Here is an 18,679-nt window from a genome sequence, read left to right as displayed (position 1 = left end):
CGCGGCCCGTACCCCGGTCGGCGGGTACGGGCCGCGTACGGCGTCATGCCCTACGTGGTCGCGGGCTCCCGGATCCTGTCGGCGCGGGCCATCGCGTGCTCCACCACCGCGACCAGCACGTCCCGTACGGACGGGCGGTCGCGCGCGTCGCACAGCAGCACCGGGACCTCGGGGTCGAGGTCCAGCGCCGCCTGCACCGTTTCGACGGGGAACCGGTCGGCGCCCTCGAAACAGTTGACGGCTACGGCGAACGGGATCGCCCGGCGCTCGAAGTAGTCGACCGCCGCGAAGCAGTCCTCCAGCCGTCGGGTGTCCGCGAGGACGACGGCGCCCAGGGCGCCCTGGGACAGCTCGTCCCACAGGAACCAGAAGCGGTCCTGTCCTGGAGTGCCGAACAGATACAGCACCAGGTCCTCGCGGAGTGTGATGCGGCCGAAGTCCATCGCCACCGTGGTGGTGGTCTTCGCCTCGACGCCCGCCAGGTCGTCCACCGGACGGCCCGCCTCGCTCAGCCTCTCTTCCGTACGCAGCGGTCTGATCTCGCTGACCGCTCCCACCAGGGTCGTCTTGCCCACTCCGAAGCCGCCCGCCACCAGGATTTTCAGGGTAACGGGCTCAACGGGCCGCCTCTTGCGGCTAGAGCGCCCGAAGGCCATTGATCACCTCGCGAAGAATGTTCACGTCCGGCAGCTCGGCCGGCGGAACGGGACGGGTTACGTGCACCAGCTCGTCCTCGACGAGATCACCGACCAGGACCCGGACCACCCCGACGGGGAGGTCCAGCCCGGCCGCGAGTTCCGCGATCGACTGGGGCATGTCACTGCAGAGTTCGACGATCTCCACATGTTCCGGGGAGAGCGTCTGGTCCCGGCCCGGATCGTCGGCCGCCGGTTCGGGGACGACGATCGCGATCAGGTCGAGGCGGTGGCGGGAGGCGCTGCTGGTACGCCCTCGGGTCATCGCGTACGGGCGGACCACCGGTCCCGCGTCCGCGTCGTACCAACGCGAGGACTGGGAGACGGTGGACGCGGCCGGAGCTCCGGAGACGGCGCCCCGGGAGGAGTCAGCGCTCATGCCATCCACTCACCCTCCGGCGTGCAGACCGGTCGTCCGGGGGGCGTTGGCCAGGTGAGCCCCCACACGCTTGACCATCAGCGTCATCTCGTACGCCACCTGGCCGACGTCGGAGTCGGAGTCGGCCAGAACGGCGAGGCAGCTGCCGTCACCGGCCGCGGTGACGAAGAGGAACGCCTCGTCGAGCTCGACGACCGTCTGGCGTACCCGGCCGGCGTCGAAGTGGCGGCCGACCCCCTTGGCGAGGCTGTGGAAGCCGGACGCGACCGCTGCCAGGTGCTCGCTGTCCTCACGGGTCAGGTCCTTGGACGTGCCGGTGGCGAGACCGTCGCTGGAGAGCACCAGCGCCTTGTGGATGCTGCCGACGCGATCGACGAGTTCGTCGAGGAGCCAGTCGAGTTCGCCGGAGCCTGGACGGCTCCCGCTGGATGCTGAGGCGTTCGGTGCGGTCATGGACCGTCCCCTCCCGGAGTGGTTCCTGGTGCTGTCTCGCCGCGGCCGGGCACGTCTTCGGCGTTCTCGCGCCGGCCACGCTGCCAGCCCCGTTGGAGCGAGGCCATGCGATTGCGTACTTCTTCCGCGTCGCGTTCGAGATCGTCTGCGGCGTCCGCGGGGACGTGGCCGGGGGTCCGCTGGGCGGATTCCTCCCGGAGCTGGTGGGCGAGGCTGGCCTGGCGGACCCGGCGCGGCAGACCGCCCACGGTCTCCTGTGCCGGTTCGGCCGCCGGTTCCGTCGCGGTGGCCGGGCCCCGCCGGTCCGTCGTCGCGGGACGGGACGGGAAGGCGTCGGGGTGGGTGCGGCCCTCGTCGTCCACCCGGCGGCCCCGGCCGGTGACCAAAGTCGGCGTCTTGCGGCGCGGCAGCGGAACGGGGCCCGCCGGGCGCATGGGGCGGACATCGGCCTCGTGCTCGCCGGCCTGGTCGGCGGCCTGCTGGTGCTGCTCGCGGTCGGCGTCGCGGCGCAGGTCGCGTGCGCGGAAGATGCCGCCGCGTTCGCTCTCGGTGTCCTCCAGGTCGCAGACACCGTCGAGCACCGGCAACAGTGCCGGATCGACGTCGGGGCCGACGGCCCCGGTGGCTTCCTGCGGGAAGCCCAGGGCGTCGAGCGGGCCTTCGAGCTCCACGGGGCCGTCGAGAACAGAGGGGCCGGAGAGCCCGGTCGGTACGGGGGAGAGGACGGAGGTGCGGCCGCCCTCCTTCGTACCGCCTGCGGGCACACCGTCCAGGGCCGCACCGTCCTTGTGCGGCCGCCCGCCGGCGATCGCGCGCTCGGCTCTGCGGTCGAGGCGGAATCCGGTCCCGTGGGTCTCCGGTGCGTCGGTGAGCATGGGGGCCGGGATGAACACGACCGCGGTGGTCCCGCCGTACGGAGACCGCTGGAGGGAGACACGTACGTTCTGGCGCTGGGCGAGCCGGCTGACCACGAAGAGGCCGAGCCGGTCGGTGTCGGAGAGCTCGAAGTCGGGCGTCTCGGCGAGCCGGAGGTTGGCGTCAAGCAGGATCTCGGGGGCCATGCCGAGGCCCCGGTCGTGGATCTCCAGCGTGAAGCCGTTGGCGACGCGCTCGCCGTGCACGTGGACCGCGGTGTGCGGGGGCGAGAACACGGTGGCGTTCTCCAGGAGTTCGGCGATCAGGTGGGTGAGGTCGGCCACCGCGGGGCCGCCCACGCCGATGCGGGGCAGCCGCCGGACCTCGATCCGTTCGTAGTCCTCCACCTCCGCGACGGCGGCCCGTACGACGTCCATCAGCTGGATCGGCTTGCGCCACTGGCGGGAGGGGGCTGCTCCGGAGAGGATCACGAGGCCCTCGGCGTGCCGCCGCATACGGGTGGTGAGGTGGTCGAGGCGGAACAGGTCGGCGAGTTCGTCGCTGTTCTCGGTGCGGCGCTCCATGGCGTCCAGGAGAGTCAGCTGACGGTGCAGGAGGACCTGGTTGCGGCGGGCGAGGTTCACGAAGACCTCGGAGACCCCGCGGCGCATGTCCGCCTGCTTGACCGCGGCCTCGACGGCGGCCCGCTGAAGGGTGTTGAGCGCCTGGCCGACCTGGCCGATCTCGTCCCGCTCGTACTGGAGGTGCGGGGCCTCGGTCTCGACGTCCACCTGTTCGCCCGCGGCGAGTCGGCGCATCACGCTCGGCAGGCGTACGCCGGAGACCTCGTGGGCGTCCTTGCGGAGCCGGGAGAGGTCACGGATGAGCTCGCGGCCGATGCGTACGGAGACGAAGACCGAGACGAGCAGGGCGAGGAAGCCCAGCACACCGGCGACTCCCGCCTGGATCAGGACGCGGTAGCCGGCGGGTTCGGCGCGGTCCTGGAAGCGGTTGGTCATCTCGGTGGTGTCGTTGGCGAGCCGGTCCAGGACCGGTTCGGCCACTTCCTGCCACCGCTCCGCGTCGACGCTGCCCGGCCGCGCGACGGGGCCGGCGCCGATGAGCGTCTTCTCCGCGCTGCGCAGGGGTTCGGTGTCGGGGCTGCCCCAGTAGTGCTCCACACGACGGCGTTCGGACGAGGGCAGGAGTTCGAGGTTCACCTCGTACAGCAGCTCGCGGCTCGCGACCAGGTCGGAGGCCGCGCGCAGTTCTCCGGCGTCGAGCCGGCCCGCGATGAGCCCGGAGGCGATCAACGCGTCCTCGCGGGAGAGCATTTCGCGCGCCCGCGAGATCCCGGTCAACGCTCTGACCTGCTTGTCCATCGATACGTTCTCCATCGTGTGGAGACCGTTCAGGAAGCGGTAGCAGGGGTCGATGAGCCGGTTGTAGAAGTCCAAAGCCCGGTCGCGGTCGATGGTGCGCCGCTCGACCGACTGCCGCAGGGCGTCCAGCCCGTCGACGGCGCTGAGGATCGAATCCAGCCCTTCCTCGGCGTCCGGCCGCAGGGCGTCGCGGATCCCCTTCTCCTGCGCGCTCTCCCGGACGTCCGCCACGACACGGTCGGTGGCAGCCCGTTCGCGGTGCAGGAGGGGCAGAGCGTCGGAGGCCCGGGGGTCGGCGAGGAAGATCAGCGTCTGGCGTCGTTCGTTCTGGACAGCACGGACGGTGTCCTCGAGGGGGTGGCCGACCTTCTCCATGACGGAACCGGCGCCCATGAGTTCGCCCGCCTCACGGCCCGTGATGTAGGTGGCGAAGACCCAGAGGCCTGTGAGGGAGACGAGCGGCACCATGAGCAACGCCACGATCTTCCTGCGGATGGACTTCCCGCGAAAGCGCATGGCCTCCCCCAGCTCGACCCCGCGGTGCGGGGGTCGTTCACGTCAGTGGTTCGCCGGGTCCGTGTCGCTGACCGGTCGGCGTTCCGTCGGCATCCGTCAACAAACGGCGCGAGCCTACTACTGACACCCGGACAACTCGAAGGCTTGTCCGGACGAGTTTCAGCCGCACCGCTCTGGCTTGCTCATGAGTTGTCCCGGTATTCCCGGAGACGAATTTCCCGAAAGCGACAGCTGGCGTAGGGCGGACCGGCACCGACGCGACACAAGCAGTTGGCTGGATTTCTTCGCTCTGCGGGCTTCGAGGCTTGATGAACCGCCTGCGCGGGAATCTTCGCGGCCCGGCATTCGTCCCTCTGTACGGGGCAGGTGACTCCATGGGTGCGTATGACAGGGCGGAAGGCACCGCCCGCGTAGAACAGCCGTAATCCGGGCAGCCACCCTGAAGTCCGACAGTGGTGGGGAGTTGAGGGTTCGTGGACACGGAAGAGCGTCGGAGCGAGCAGACGGCGGAGCAGTCGGCGCGGATTGAGCGGCAGCTCTGGGTCGAGGAGCCCGCGGAGCGGCGGAGAATGCCGGATCCCGTGCGGACGGCGGCGGTGCGGGCCGTTCTGATCACGGCGCTGACGCTCATACAGGCCATGGTGGCTTTCCTGAGCGCACTGGCGGGCTCCTGGCTGGCGTTCCCGATGATGCTCACCGGTGTGGGCAGCACGGTCGTCGCGACATGGTCGGTCCTGGACGTGTGGGTCACACGGCAGGTGTGGAACCAGCGCAACGGTGTGGTGTCCGTGCCGAGCAGCACGGCCAGGCGGATACGCCGTGAGCGGCGCCGGGCCCGGCGGACGGCCAAGGGCGCGGCACGGCAGGCCACGCGGATACGCCGCCGGGACACGGGCGGCCTGTCCCGGGCGTGACCCGGACGCCTGTGCCTCGGCGTACGGACCGTCCTCAGGACCTGTCCTTCGTGGCTTCGTGCCGGGCCTCGTCCTGGCGGGCCTCTTCCTTCCGGGCCGCCTGCGCCTGGGCGGCTTCCTCGGCGGCCTGCGGGGTGCGTTTGAACATGCGGGTCGCGGTGATCTCGCCATGGACCGTCTCGGCGTCCGGATCCTGCTGCGGCAGTCCGGGCCGCAGGTGCTCCTCCACGCTGATGTACTTCAGCCCGGCCCGCAGGTCCGCGTCGTTGCGCAGACGGATGACCAGGGGGAACTCGGCGAGTGCCGTGGTGTCGAACAGGCCGGTCGTATACAGCAGCTGGACTCCCAGCGCGTCCGAGACCGCCCGCTGGAGTTCCAGAAGATACGTGGCGTTGGCCCGGCCGATGGGATTGTCGAGGAACAGCGTGCCGGCGTGCCGGTGGCGGTCCCGGCCGCGGTCGTTGCTGCGCAGCGCCGCCATCGTGCAGTACAGGGCGATCGCGGCGGTGAGCAGCTGGCCTCCGGAGAAGACGTCTCCCATCTGGCCGACCGGGACCCGTTCGGCGCGGAGCACCGCGTCCGGCTTGAGGATCTCCACGGCGATGCCCTTGGGTTCGAGGGCTGCCTGGACGCCGCGCAGCAGCAGGGACATGCCGTCCCGGCGCAGGTCGGAGTTCTTCTTGAGGGCGGCGTGCGTGGCCTCGTCGATGACCACGCCGAGCCGCTCGGTGAGCGTGGCCTGGTCGGGTTCCTCGAAGCGGATCCGAAGGAATTCCTGACCGGACCACTCCCCCAGTCCCTCGGGGAGCTGCGAGAGCCGCTGCGCCGAGCGGAGGGTGGCGAGGGAGGACTCCACGAGCCCCCGGAGACGGTCGACGATGGAGTCCCGGTTGCGCTCCAGCTGGGCCATCTCGTCGGTGAGGACGCGGAGGCGGGGCGCGAAGGCGGCGGCCCACTTCGCGGCGTGCTCCGGCAGGGCCGAGGCCGGGAGCTCCCGGATCTGCTGGCGGGCGGGGGTGCGGACCTGCTCGTACCGGGTGGAGTTGGCGTGGCGTACGAGCACATCGCTCGCTTCCCGTACAGCGGTCTCGGCGGCCGACAGATCGGCTGCGCAGCCCCGCAGGGAGCGGCGGGCCTCGGCGGCGGACTGCCGGGCCTCTTCCAGGGTGCCCGGGTAGGGCTCCGGGCCGTCGGTCTCCTCGTCGGTGCCGTGGTCCCGGAGCAGGTCGCGCAGGAGGGCCCCGGTCTCCTCGAAGCCGCGCGCCGAGTCCTCCGCGGTGCGGTGCGCGTGGAGCAGTTCGCTGTGGGCGGCCCTGGCGGTGTCCAGGGCGCCGGTGGCGGACGCGAGTTCGGCGGTGGCCGTGCGGAGCAGGCTCTGTGCCTGTCCGGCGTCGGCGGGGACCAGTTCGTCCCGCAGTTCGGTGTGGTGGGGTTCCTCGTCGGCGGGGGCGAGCCGTTCGGCCTCGCCGCGGAGCCGGCCGAGCTGTTCGCTGGCCGTGGACGCGCGGGTCTCCAGGAGCTGGACCAGGGACTCGGCGCGGGCTGCCGCGGCCTGCCTGGACGGTCCGTCGGCGCCGTCGGTTCCTTCGAGGAGCTGGGCGGCGCGGGTGCGGACCTTGTTGGTGAGGCGGTCGAGCTCGGCGAGCGCGGCGCTCTCGTCACTCTCGGCGCGGGCCTGTTCGGCGCGCAGGTCGGCGCCGACGCCGACCTTCTCGTACAGCTGGGAGGCCGCGCGGTACGCCTCGCGGAGGGCGGGCAGTGAGGCCCGGGCTGCCTCGCCCCGCGGTTCCGGAAGCTGCTCCGGCGCACCGGCGATCTCGGCGCGCTCGGCCCGCAGGGCGCGGGCGGTACGGCGGGCGTCGTCACCGGCGCGCTGGGCGGCGCGGCGGTCCTCGTCGGCGGCGCGTGCGAGGTCCAGGCAGGTGGTGGCCCGGGCCTCGGATTCGGCTGTCTCCTCGACGAGTTCGCGCAGCCGGGACTGCCAGCGGGCGCGCTCGCGCAGGCGGTGCGCGAGGCCGGCGAGGGCGTCGGCCGCCCGGCGGGCGCGCTGGGCGGCCTCCTGGCGTTCCTCACGGACGCGGGCGGTCTCGGCGGCTGCCTCGTCGGCCTCGGCGCGGGACGCGCGGGCCTCCGCGAGCGCGGCCTGCGCGGTTTCGGCGGCCCCTCGGGCCGTACGCGCCGACTCGGCCAGTTCGGTGAGCCTGCCGGGCGGGCAGTCGGCGCGCCAGGAGCCGATGCGGGCGGCGAGGGAGCGGTCGGCGGTGAGCCGGGCCGCCAGGGTCCGGATGTCCTCGTCACGGGCGGCGGCCCTGAGCCGGAGCGCCTGCCGCTCCTCGTCGGCCGCGTGCTCGTCGTGCATCGCCGGGTTCGGCGGGACGAGGAAGACCGCGTCCGTGCCGTGGTCCGCTCCCGGGGCGGGTACGGGGGCGAGGAGCGCGGCGGCCGTGCCGACGGCGACCGCGGAACGGGGCAGGAGGGCGGCACTCCCCAGCACCTCGCGGGCGCGGGCGTGGGATTCGGGGTCGGTGATCACGACGCCGTCGACCAGCTCGGGACGGGCCGCGAGGACCGACGCGTGGTCGGCGGGGTCGACGGCCTGGGCGAGATAGCGCCAGCCGGGGAGGGCGGGGATGCCGTGCTCACCGAGGTATTCGACGGTGGCCAGGACGTCGGGCCCCGGCGGCAGCAGTCCTCCGTCGCCGAGCGCGCCGAGGATCCGCGCGTCGTCGGCGGCGGCCGTGCGGAGCTCGAAGAGCCTGCGCTCGGCGGCGGTGACGCCCTGGTCGAGCAGTTCGCGCAGCTGGTCGGCGCCGGCCTCGAACTGCTCGGCGCTCAGGGCCTGTTCGGCGGCGAAGGACGTGGCGAGGGACGTGGCGACGGCGGCCTGGCCGCCGGAGCCGGAGGAGGCGTGGCGGGTGTCGTCACCGGGGGCCGGCCGGCCGTCCTGGAAGCCGCCGCCCTGCGGCGCGTTCGGCCCTTCCGGGTCGCCGCCCGTCCCCTGGCGGGGCCTGGGTACGCCGGTGGGCTGCGCCGACGGGAGGCCGAGGAGGTCGGCGATGCGTTGGTCGGCGGCGATCGACTCGGCTGCCCTGAGCTCCGCCTCGTACGCCTGCTCAGCGGCGTCCGCCCCGTCCGAGGCCCGGGCCGCGGCGAGTTCGGCCCGGCTCTCGGTCCCGGCCGCTTCCCTCGCCCGGTCCGCTGCCGCCCCGGCCGCTTCCCTGGCGGTGTCCCACGCGGCGACGGCCGCCTGCTCCGACTCGCTCGCGGCGAGGGCCGCGCGGGCCGGGTCGGCGTCGGGCGCTGTGTTGTCGAGCCAGCCGGCCCGCACCGCTTCGGCGGTCTCCTGCTCGACCTCGGCCAGACGCTGGCGCAGATGACCGGCCTCGCTGCGGGCCCGCTGGGCCTCGGTGGCGGCCGTGGTGGCTTCTCGGTGCGCCCGCTCGCCCGTCTCCTGGAGGAGGTCGGAGCGCTCCTCCTGCTCGTTGGCCTCGCGCTCCCCCGCCTGGGCGGCGGTGTGCAGGGCGCGTACGAGGTCGGCGGCGGCCGTGGCCCGTGCGGCGAGAGCGGGAGCGGCGTCGCGCTCGGCCTCGCGGATGGCGACGGCGACCCGTGCGGCGCGGTCGGCCGCGGCGCGGTGGCGCAGCACCGCTTCCGCGGCCTGCCAGGCGGAGTGCAGCGTCCGGGCCTCGGCCAGTTCGCGGCGCAGGGCGGCGGCGGCCTTCTCGGCGGCGGTCAGGGCCAGCGAGGCGTGCCGGAAGGCGAGTTCGGCGGCGATCAGGGCGCGGCTGCCGCGGGCCCGCTCGGCCTCGGTGACGGTGTGGGCGGCGGCCGTGACCTGCTGGGCGAACTCGCTGGTGCGGGCACGTTCCTCGGTGGCGCGCGCGGAGAGTCTGCGGGCGAGGGTGCGCGTGCGGCGTTCGGCGCCCGCGTGGACGTCCCTGCTGCGGGCGCGGGTGTCGGCCGCCTCGACGATCCGGCCGAGCAGATCGACGGAGCCCGCGGTGAAGTCGCGCTCGGCGGTGAGTTCGGCGCGGCGGCCCAGCTTGTTGCCGAAGCCGCTCACCAGGTCGGCGAGACCGTCGGTGTCACGGGTGTCGGTGACCGCCCGCAGGAGCAGGTCGGTGAAGTCGGAGTCCTTCTTGACGGCGAAGAGACCGGCGGCCTCTCCCTCGTCGGCGTTCATCTCGCGCTGGTAGCGGAAGAGTTCGGGGTCGAGTCCGAGGTCGCCGAGGTGCTCGTTCCACCGGTCGTGGATCTCTTCCCAGTGCACATCGAGGTGCTGGTAGAACTTCCCCGCGTCCGTGAGAGCGTCCCGGAAGCCCTTCATGGTGCGGCGCCTGCCCCGCGCACCGGAGACGCCTTCGGCGGGGCGGCCGACGACGGTGGACTCGGCGACGGGCAGCGAGTCGAGGCTGAGGCCGGGCCCGGGCCGGAAGGAGTACCACGCCTCGGCGAACTTACGGGGATCGCTGGAGACCTGGCGTCCGCGCCACTCGCTGACCTTCCCGACGACGACGCACTCGCCGGTCAGGGTGTGCTGCCATTCCAGCGCCACATGGCCGCAGTCGTCGGCGAGCAGGAACTTGCGCAGAACACCGGAGCTGGCGCCGCCCAGGGTGTTGCGGTGACCGGGCAGCATCACGGAGAAGATCAGCTTCAGCAGGACGGACTTGCCGCCGCCGTTCTCCAGGAAGAGCACACCCGCGGGCGCGGGGCGGCGCGGCGGGCCGGCCGGCTCGTCCTCGAAGAACTCCGCCTGGGCCGGCGCGGGGTTGGGGACGGGCTCACCGACTCCGCGCAGGTCAAGCACGGTGTCTGCGTAGCGCGCACCGGCAGGCCCGATGGAGTAGAGGCGGACCCGGGACAACTCGTACATGGCGGCGGACTCTCGTCGTTCAGGCAGCGGGAGGGATACGTCGGGCGCGGGGCCGGTGGAGGCGGGCGCCGCGGCGGGTCAGGCGTGGAAGGGCAGGCCCTGGTCGGCGGCAAGCTCGGGGCGGTCGGCGTCCGGCGGGGGCAGCAGGGTGGCGGTGCCGTCCGAGACCGGGACCACTCCCAGCTCCAGCAGTTCGGCCATGGCGGCGCTGCCTGCCATATCGCGGACCTGAAGCTGGTAGCGGGCGGTGGTGCGGTAGGCCCCGCCCGCGTCGTCGCCGGTGCGCTGGAGGAAGCCGGAATCGGTGAGGAAGGCCACGGCCTTGCCGATGATGCCGGTGGTGGAGCCGGCCAGCCGCCGGGCGTCCTTCGTCGCACCGGTGGCACTGCGCCGGGCGTAGATCCGCCACCCGGCTTCGAGGCCGGGGGCGTCGGTGGCCGGGTCGGTGATGTCGCCGTGCTCCTCGGCCCGCTCCTCGAGGCGGTGGCACGCCTGGCGTACGAAGGCGTCGACGCCGTTGACGGTGATGCGGCCGATGTATCCGTTGTCGGCGAGGTCCTCGGGCCGCGGGAAGGCCATGGCGGCGACGGCGAGGTGAGCGAGGCCGTGCAGGAAGCGGTCCGCGGAGTCGGACGAGGCGCGGCGGGCGTAGTCGCCCATGCGTACCGCGAAGACCGAGTCCTCGCCCGCGGTGACGGCCATCCCGGCGCGGGTGGACACCTCCATGACGATCAGCCCCAGTCCGGTGGCCACGGCGTCGGCGAGCCGGGCGAAGGCCGGCTCCTCCCGGTAGCGGCGGAGCAGTTCGGCGTACTCGGCGTCGCGGGCGGGCAGCAGCTTGGGCTGGAGCCCGAAGGAGACGAGGCGCGCGGCGTCGGCGGCGTCGGCCGGGGTGACGGGTGCCGGGGCGCTCGGCTCGGCCGCCGGGGCCGGGTCCGCCGTCCCGCTCCAGGCGTCGGTGTGCGCGGCGTGGTACTCGCTCACGGTTGGTGCTCCTCGGTGCGGAAACTGCGGACGGTCCGGGGTACGGAGGGGTGACTGCCTGTGCGGGTCATGGCGCGGGAATCCATGGATCCATGAGCGGAGGCACGAGGTGTCATGACGCCTCCCTGCGGTCCGCCGTCGCCGCGGCCGTGTCCAGCAGCGCGGTGCCCACTATCAGGTCGGCGCCGCCGAACTCCGGGTCGTCCAGCTGCGTACCGTCGTCCACGGCGAACAGCAGACGCCGTTCGCCCTGGCGGTAGGCGGTGCCGACCGGAGGGCTCGCCGCGTGGACCGCGAGCAGGGCGACCAGATAGGGCAGCTCGGGATCACGGAGCCGTGCTTCGGCCAGCAGTCCGGAGAGCCGGCGCGGCGCGTCGTGCTCGAGATCGAGCAGCGTCATGGCGTGCGCGAGCTGGTCCTCGCTGAACCGGCTGTCGTCGGGGGTGGCGATCAGGTCCGGTTCGGGCATCTCGGCGCCGAGGTGTTCGCGTTCCGCGGGCGGCGTGAGCAGCATGTCGACCAGGTCACCGACCCGTACGGATGTGGGCGTACGCAGGCCTGTGCCGTGCGCGAAGAAGGCGTCCGTGGCGCGGACCGCCTGTTCGAGGGGGAGCGGCAGCAGCGGGGTGACCAGCTGTCCGTACAGGTCGAGGCCCGTCCGTGCCGTGGGGGCGGCGAAGGCCTGCCGGTCCTGCTCGGCGCGGAACAGCGGTCCGGCCTCCAGCAGTCTGGACTGGAGCTGGGTGTGGCGGCGGATGCAGTCCTTGACGATGTCGACGAGCTCGGCGGCACGCCGCTTGTGCTCGGGGTCCTCGGCCTCGTCGCGCGACTTGCGGATGTTGGTGAGGATCGCGTTCTCGTGGCGGTAGCGGTCGGCGACGTGGTCCAGCGCTTCGGCGATCATGTCCGGGACGGTGTTGAGCCAGTCGACGGCGCGGACGTTGCGCCGGGTCGCCTCCAGGGTCCTGCGGAGCGTTTCGGCGTACTGCACGGTGCGGTAGCGGGCCTGCTCGGCGGCGAGCTGCGCGTCGGCGAGGCGTCCTCGGCTGATCAGCACCTCCAGCTTCACCTCCGCGGCGATCTGGGCGCTGGTGACGTCCGTGTCGAGGGCGCCGACCAGGACGTTGACCGCCTCGTCGGTGGCGCGGAGGTACACGCTGCCGCCGTATCCGGGGACTTCTTCGATGAGCTTGAAGTCGTAGTCCCTGCGGACGTACACCCCGTCGGGTCCGAACGTGCCGTAGACCGCGCGGAAGCCCCGGTCGACGCTGCCGACGTTGATCAGGTTCTCCAGCACCCAGCGGGCGACCCGCTCGTGCTCGGCGACCGGGCGGCCGGGTGCCTGGGCGCCGACCCGGGGCAGGAGTCTGGCCACTATCTGGTCGTGGTCGGCGCCCGTGTCGAAGTCCATGTTGAGCGTGACCAGGTCGATGGCGGCGAGCGCGACCTCGGCCATCGAGTAGACCGTGTACTCACCGGCGAGATTCGTCTTGCGCACGTCGAGGTCGTGCAGGGGCGCCGTGCAGGCGAGCGCGCGCAGCCGTCGCGAGAGCCCCTCATCGGCGGCGGGGCCCTGGGCGGGCCGCGGTCCCCCCCTGAGCTGGGGCGCAGCGTTGTCCGTGCAGGCAGGCGAAGTCACGCTGCACAGATTAGGTCCTCGCACCGACAACGGTCGAAACGGCGCAGAAGCGACCGACCGGCCGCCCTGCGCGGAGCGGCCCGGTCAACGGTCCGCCGGCCCCTCGGGAGGCCCGTATCCGCCGCCGCCCGGGGTGCGCAGCACCAGTACGTCACCGGCCCCCAGGTCAGCGGTGTCGCAGCCCTCCAGGGACGTGACCGTCCTGCCGTCGGCGTGCTCGACGTGCTGGCTGCCCAGCGCGCCCGGCTCACCGCCCGCCATCCCGTACGGGGGCACGCGGCGGTGGCCCGACAGCAGTGCCACGGTCACCGGTTCGAGGAAACGGATGCGGCGTTCCACCCCCTGCCCCCCGTGCCATCGGCCCGCCCCCGCACTGTCCGCCCGCACCTCGAAGCTTTCCAGGAGCACCGGGTAGCGCCACTCCAGCACTTCGGGGTCGGTGAGCCGGGAGTTGGTCATATGGGTCTGTACGGCGTCGGTGCCGTGGAAGCCGTCGCCCGCTCCGGAACCACTGGCGACCGTCTCGTAGTACTGGACGCCTTCGTTGCCGAAGGTGACGTTGTTCATGGTCCCGGAGCCCTCGGCCTGGACGCCGAGCGCCGCGTAGAGGGCGCCGGTGACCGCCTGGGAGGTCTCCACGTTGCCCGCGACGGTAGCCGCCGGGTAGGCGGGGGCGAGCATCGATCCTTCGGGCACCCGGACGTCCAGGGGCTGGAGGCAGCCGCTGTTGAGGGGGATGTCCTCGGCGACGAGTGTCCGGAAGACGTAGAGGACGGCGGCCATGACCACCGACTTCGGTGCGTTGAAGTTCCCGGGCTGCTGCGGTGAGGTGCCGGTGAAGTCCAGTACGGCGCTGCGGGCGGCCCGGTCCACGGTCAGCCTCACTTCGATCACCGCGCCGTTGTCGGTCTCGTAGCGGCAGGAGCCGTCGTGCAGACCGGCGACGATGCGGCGGACGGACTCCTCCGCGTTGTCCTGCACGTGCCGCATGTACGCCTCGACGACGGCCGGTCCGAACTGTTCGGACATACGGCGGAGTTCGGCGATCCCCTTTTCGTTGGCGGCGATCTGGGCGCGGAGGTCGGCCAGGTTGGTGTCGGGGTCGCGCGAGGGGTACGCGGCGGCCGTCAGCAATTCCCTCGTCTCGGCCTCACGCAGTCTCCCGTCCCGCACGAGCAGCCAGTTGTCGAAGAGGACACCTTCCTCGTGGACCGTGCGGCTGAAGGGGGGCATGGAACCGGGGGTGATGCCGCCGATCTCTGCGTGGTGGCCGCGTGAGGCCACGAGGAAGCGCGGCCTGCTCCCGTGTTTCCCGGCAGGTTCGTCGAACACGGGGGTCACCACCGTCACGTCTGGCAGGTGGGTGCCTCCGTGGTACGGATCGTTGATCGCGTACACATCACCGGGGCGCATGGTGCCGCGGTTGCGCCGCAGCACTTCCTTGATGGACTCCCCCATCGAGCCGAGGTGCACCGGGATGTGCGGGGCGTTGGCGATGAGGTTGCCGTCGGCGTCGAACAGGGCACAGGAGAAGTCCAGCCGCTCCTTGATGTTGACGGAGTGGGCGGTGTTCTCCAGGCGGACGCCCATCTGCTCGGCGATCGACATGAAGAGGCTGTTGAACACCTCCAGCATGACCGGGTCCGCACCGGTCCCCACGGCCGTCCGGCCGGGGCGCGGACGGACCCGGGTCAGCACCAGGTGCCCCGTGGGGCCGGGCGTCGCCTGCCAGCCGGGGTCGACGACGGTGGTGGCGTGGCTCTCCGCGATGATCGCGGGTCCGGTGACGGTGTCCGTCGCACCCAGTTCCGTACGCCGGTGGAGGCGGGCGTCCTGCCATCGGCCCTCGCTGAACATCCGCACGGTGTCGTGCGGTTCGGCCCCGTGGCCAGGTACCGCCGGGTGCGCGGCGGGCCGGGTCCCGGAAGCCCCGGTCGCCTCCACCGAGACCGCTTCGGCGACCAGCGGTCTGTCCATCGTGAAGCCGTAGCGTGCCCGGTGCGTGGCGAGGAACTCTTCCGTCATCGCGGACACCGTGCCGAGGCCGACGGGGAGACTCGCGTCCGTCCCGGCGTAGCGCAGGAGCACACGGGCCTCGGTGGTGACGGCTGGCTCCGGTACGCCGTCGGCGTGGAGGTCGGCAGCGGTGCGGCCGGCCAGCTCCGCGCAGAGGGTCTCCAGGCGGGCGTGGACCCGCTCGTCGAGTTCCGCTTCCACGGACTGCTCGCGCATCGCGGTGACGTCGGCGAGACCGATGCCGTACGCGGAGAGGACCCCGGCGAACGGGGGCACGAGGACGGTGTCGACTCCCAGGACGTCGGCGACCGCGCACGCGTGCTGGCCGCCCGCCCCTCCGAACGCGGCCAGCGCGTAACGCGTGATGTCGTGCCCCCGCTGCACGGAGATCTTCTTGACGGCGTTGGCCATGTTGAGCACGGCGATCTCCAGGAAGCCTGCCGCGACCTGAGCCGCCGTCCGCCGGCTCCCGGTGGCCCGGGACACCTCCCGGGCCAGTGCATCGAAGCGTTCGCGCACGGTCACGGTGTCCAGGGGCTCGTCGCCCCGGGGGCCGAAGACCGCGGGGAAGTGCGCGGGCTGGACCCTGCCCAGCATCACGTTGGCGTCCGTGACGGTGAGGGGGCCGCCGCGGCGGTAGCAGGCGGGCCCGGGGTCGGCGCCCGCGGAGTCAGGCCCCACCCGGTAGCGCCGCCCGTCGAAGTGCAGGACGGAGCCGCCGCCCGCTGCCACGGTGTGCACGCTCATCATGGGCGCGCGCATCCGTACTCCGGCCACCTGGGTGCCGAGTTCGCGCTCGAACGCACCCGCGTAGTGCGCCACGTCGGTGGACGTGCCGCCCATGTCGAAGCCGATGACGCGCTCGTGCCCGGCCTGTTCGGAGGTGCGGGCCATGCCGACGACACCGCCTGCCGGGCCGGAGAGCACGGCGTCCTTGCCGCGGAAGTGGGCGGCTTCCCGCAGTCCGCCGTTGGACTGCATGAACATCAGACGGATGCCCCGGAGTTCACCGGCGACCTCGTCGACGTACCGGCGCAGGATCGGGGAGAGGTAGGCGTCGACGACGGTCGTGTCGCCCCGTGGCACGAGCTTGATCAGTGGGCTGACCTCGTGGGAGCAGCTGATCTGGGTGAAGCCCAGCCCGCGGGCCGCGGCGGCGACGGCTGCTTCGTGACCGGGGTACCGGTAGCCGTGCATGAGCACGACGGCCGCGCTGGTGATTCCGTCGTCCTTCGCTGCCCTCAGCCGCTCGGTCACCGCCGGCAGGTCCAGCGGCTTCACGGTCGTGCCGCGTGCGTCGATCCGTTCCGGCACCTCGATCACCCGCTCGTACACGGCCTCCGGGAGCAGGATGTGCCGGTCGAAGAGGCGGGGCCGGTTCTGGTACGCGATCCTCAGCGCGTCCCGGAAGCCTTCCGTGATGACGAGTACGGTCGGCTCGCCGGTCCGTTCCAGGAGTGCGTTGGTCGCGACGGTGGTGCCCATCTTCACGACGGCGACCCGGTCGGCCGGTACGGGTTCGTCCGGCGCGAGTCCGAGCAGCCGTCTGATCCCGGCGACGGCGGCGTCCCGGTAGTGGCCGGGGTCGTGCGAGAGAAGCTTGTGGCTGACAAGGCGGCCTTCGGGGTCCCGGCCCACCACATCGGTGAAGGTGCCGCCCCGGTCGATCCAGAACTCCCAGCGTCCGGTCATCCCCCCATTCTGGCCCGGGGTACGGCCGAGGGGGCGGGCGGAGCGGCAGGTTTTCCGGGCGGGCGGGGCCGGGAGGCGGTGGGCGGCAGCGGGCGGCGGGCGGCTCGAGTGCCGCCGGGACGCGAAGCGGTCCCCGCTCAGCGGGACGGCACGGTTCCACACCCAGAGCCTGCGGCCCTCGACCCGGGCGGGGTCCGCCACGGCCGGGAGCTCCGCCACAGCCGGGAGCCCGGCCGGGGACGGCCACGCCCCGCGCTCGGGGCACGAACGGTCCTGCCGGGTGGGCGAGTCCGGCGCGCTGGACGGTGGGGGCCGCGTCCGGGGAGGGGAGGGCCGCCCGAGCCTGTGGGCAGCCCGGCAGCGGCAGGGCTGCCCGCGGACGGCGGGGCACGGCGACGCGGGCGCCCGGCCCTGCCGCGCCGCCGGGGGAGGCCGTCGCTCCCGGCGCGGCCTGGGCCATGACGAGCGAAGGGTGAGCGGGCGGCGATGTGCCGTGCGGTCTGCCGGGCGCTGCGGCCCCGATGGATCCCCTCGGCGCGTGTGCGCCGCACCCCCCGCCCGGCTCGCCCGCCGTCCTCGTGCGCGCGTCCGTCAGACGGCGGGCGCGTCGGGTCCGATCCTGCTACGTACGGCGGTCTGCACCTCGGCCTCCTCGGCCGGGTCCGCGGCCAGGCGGCGCAGCCGTTCGGCGACTCTGATGTCACCGGTCTCGGCGTGCAGGGCGGCGACCTCGCGGGTCGTCTCCTCGCAGTCCCACAGGCATTCGACGGCGAAGCCGGTGGGGAAGGAGGGGTCGGTGGCGGCGAGGGCGCGGGCGGCCCGTCCGCGCAGATGGGAGGAGGACGTCTCGCGGTAGACGTGGCGCAGCACGGGCGCGGCGCAGGCGATACCCAGCCGGCCGGCGCCGTCGACGAGCGTCCAGAGGCGCGGGGTGTCGGGTCCCTCGCCGCGTACAGCCTCCCGCAGGGCGCCGAGGACGAGTGGGGCGTCCTGCGATCCGCCCCGACAGGCGAGCACGCCGGCGGCCGAAGCTCCGAGCGCGTCGGTCCGGTGGGCCCAGCGGCGGGCTCGGTCCACGGCCGCTTCTCCGCACATCCGCTCGAAGGCGCCGACGGCGGCTTCGGAGACGGTGTGCGAGGGGTCGGCCGCGGCCGCCTCGATCAGGTCGAGAACGGCGGGGTCCCCGGCCTCGACGAGGTGGTGGAGCGAGGCGCAGCGGGCGGCTTCGGGGCCGCTGCGGGCGGCCTCGATGATCAGGGGCCGGTCGTCGGGACCGGCGACGGCGGAGAGGCAGCGTGCTGCCGGTACGTGGAGGACACTGCCCCGCTCCAGGCCCTGCTGGGCCCAGTCGAACACCGCCTGCACGCTCCAGCCGGGGCGCGGGCCGCCGGGTCGCATCTGGCGCTGCCAGCGGTCGAACGAGCCCTGTTCCGAGGCAGCCCTGACCCGGGCCCCGACCTCGTCACGGGGGTCGTCGGCCCACAGCCGCCAGGGGCGCGGTTCGAAGGCGTCGCGGACGGCCGCGGCGAGTTCGGCGGTTCCCTCGGGGGTGGCGGGGAAGCGGCCGAGCACGGGGAGGGCGAGGGAGCGCAGTCCGGTGTCGTCGTCGCGCAGGGCGAGCTCGTCGAGCGCCCAGGCCCAGTTGGAGCCGGTGGCCGCGTACCGCCGGAGCAGGGCGAGTGCGTCCTCGCGTCCGTACGAGGCGAGGTGCCCCAGGACCGCGAGGGCGAGGCCGGTGCGGGAGTCGTCGGTGTCGAGGTGGTCCTCGGGGTCGCAGAGATGCCGTTCGATCTCTTCGATACCGCCGTCGAGGTCGAGGTACAGGCGTGCGTAGTAGAGGGAGCGGTTCTCGACCTGCCAGTCGTGGCGGGGATCACTCAGGACACAGTGGTTGAGAGCCGCCAGGGCCTCGGGGCGCGGAGCGGCGAGTGCGTGGAGCGTGCCGTCGCCGCGGCCCCTCTGCAGCAGGCCGAGCAGCGTGCCACTCGGCGCTATGAACGGATCAAACATGGAAAAAGCCTCACATCAAGCTGTCGACGCAACCGGGACTGTGCAGATCCAGGTGCCGGCAGGCACCGGGGCCGGCCCTAGGCCACGCAGCAACATGATCGGCCGTCCGCCGTCTTCTGCCTGGTGTAGACCATCTTCCTCTGCCTCTCGTCGGTGGTCCTGAGCGGACCCGCGCCGTCATGATGACCCAGCCATTTCGCCACCGCGACCACATTTACGGCGCAACGGTCGGAGCGGGCACCGGCGAGCGCCCCGGCAGGCACCTGCG

General features: G+C 73.0%; 10 protein-coding genes. 1 reads left to right on the top strand and 9 read right to left on the bottom strand.

Features of this window, described 5'->3' with window-relative positions:
* Positions 1 to 50: 50 nt before the first annotated feature.
* From F0344_RS31350 to F0344_RS31335, 4 genes are read right to left on the bottom strand one after another with little or no spacing between them, the layout of a single operon-like run.
* Positions 51 to 656 carry a GTP-binding protein gene (locus F0344_RS31350; RefSeq protein ID WP_185301981.1) on the bottom strand — a complete coding sequence of 202 codons (606 nt, stop codon included), beginning with the start codon at positions 654 to 656 and terminating at the stop codon, positions 51 to 53.
* Positions 637 to 1,074, bottom strand: coding sequence for a DUF742 domain-containing protein (locus tag F0344_RS31345; RefSeq protein WP_185301980.1), 438 nt, complete (start codon positions 1,072 to 1,074; stop codon positions 637 to 639). The genes F0344_RS31350 and F0344_RS31345 overlap by 20 nt, the downstream gene beginning before the upstream one ends.
* Positions 1,075 to 1,083: 9 nt before the next feature.
* The gene (locus tag F0344_RS31340; protein WP_185301979.1) at positions 1,084 to 1,527 is read right to left on the bottom strand and encodes a roadblock/LC7 domain-containing protein; all 444 of its coding nucleotides are present in this window, start codon (positions 1,525 to 1,527) and stop codon (positions 1,084 to 1,086) included.
* Complete coding sequence (locus F0344_RS31335) at positions 1,524 to 4,280, bottom strand: nitrate- and nitrite sensing domain-containing protein (RefSeq protein ID WP_185301978.1); 2,757 nt, start codon at positions 4,278 to 4,280, stop codon at positions 1,524 to 1,526. Before F0344_RS31335 ends, F0344_RS31340 begins: the two co-directional genes overlap by 4 nt.
* Before the next feature lie 473 nt (positions 4,281 to 4,753).
* Between F0344_RS31335 and F0344_RS31330 the strand changes: the two genes are divergently transcribed.
* Positions 4,754 to 5,194: a hypothetical protein gene (locus F0344_RS31330; RefSeq protein ID WP_185301977.1), complete on the top strand. Its 441-nt coding sequence runs from the start codon at positions 4,754 to 4,756 to the stop codon at positions 5,192 to 5,194.
* 34 nt (positions 5,195 to 5,228) lie between these two features.
* On the opposite strand, the gene F0344_RS31325 is transcribed toward F0344_RS31330, so the two are convergent.
* The 5 genes from F0344_RS31325 to F0344_RS31305 all read right to left on the bottom strand — a co-directional run bounded on the left by F0344_RS31325 (position 5,229) and on the right by F0344_RS31305 (position 18,411).
* Complete coding sequence (locus F0344_RS31325) at positions 5,229 to 10,070, bottom strand: hypothetical protein (RefSeq protein WP_258050176.1); 4,842 nt, start codon at positions 10,068 to 10,070, stop codon at positions 5,229 to 5,231.
* Between the two features lie 78 nt (positions 10,071 to 10,148).
* On the bottom strand, positions 10,149 to 11,054 hold the full coding sequence (locus F0344_RS31320) for a hypothetical protein (RefSeq protein WP_185301976.1): 906 nt from the start codon (positions 11,052 to 11,054) through the stop codon (positions 10,149 to 10,151).
* Between the two features lie 112 nt (positions 11,055 to 11,166).
* On the bottom strand, positions 11,167 to 12,693 hold the full coding sequence (locus F0344_RS31315; RefSeq protein ID WP_185301975.1) for a hypothetical protein: 1,527 nt from the start codon (positions 12,691 to 12,693) through the stop codon (positions 11,167 to 11,169).
* An 84-nt stretch (positions 12,694 to 12,777) separates the two neighbouring features.
* Positions 12,778 to 16,401, bottom strand: coding sequence for a hydantoinase B/oxoprolinase family protein (locus F0344_RS31310; protein ID WP_185301974.1), 3,624 nt, complete (start codon positions 16,399 to 16,401; stop codon positions 12,778 to 12,780).
* A gap of 591 nt (positions 16,402 to 16,992) precedes the next feature.
* Positions 16,993 to 18,411 carry a HEAT repeat domain-containing protein gene (locus tag F0344_RS31305; RefSeq protein WP_185301973.1) on the bottom strand — a complete coding sequence of 473 codons (1,419 nt, stop codon included), beginning with the start codon at positions 18,409 to 18,411 and terminating at the stop codon, positions 16,993 to 16,995.
* Positions 18,412 to 18,679 lie beyond the last annotated feature (268 nt).

The organism is Streptomyces finlayi (assembly GCF_014216315.1).
In the GTDB taxonomy this organism is placed as follows: Bacteria; Actinomycetota; Actinomycetes; order Streptomycetales; family Streptomycetaceae; genus Streptomyces; species Streptomyces finlayi_A.
The sequence above is the reverse complement of the archived record's forward strand: the minus strand, read 5'-3'. Positions and strand labels throughout refer to the sequence as shown.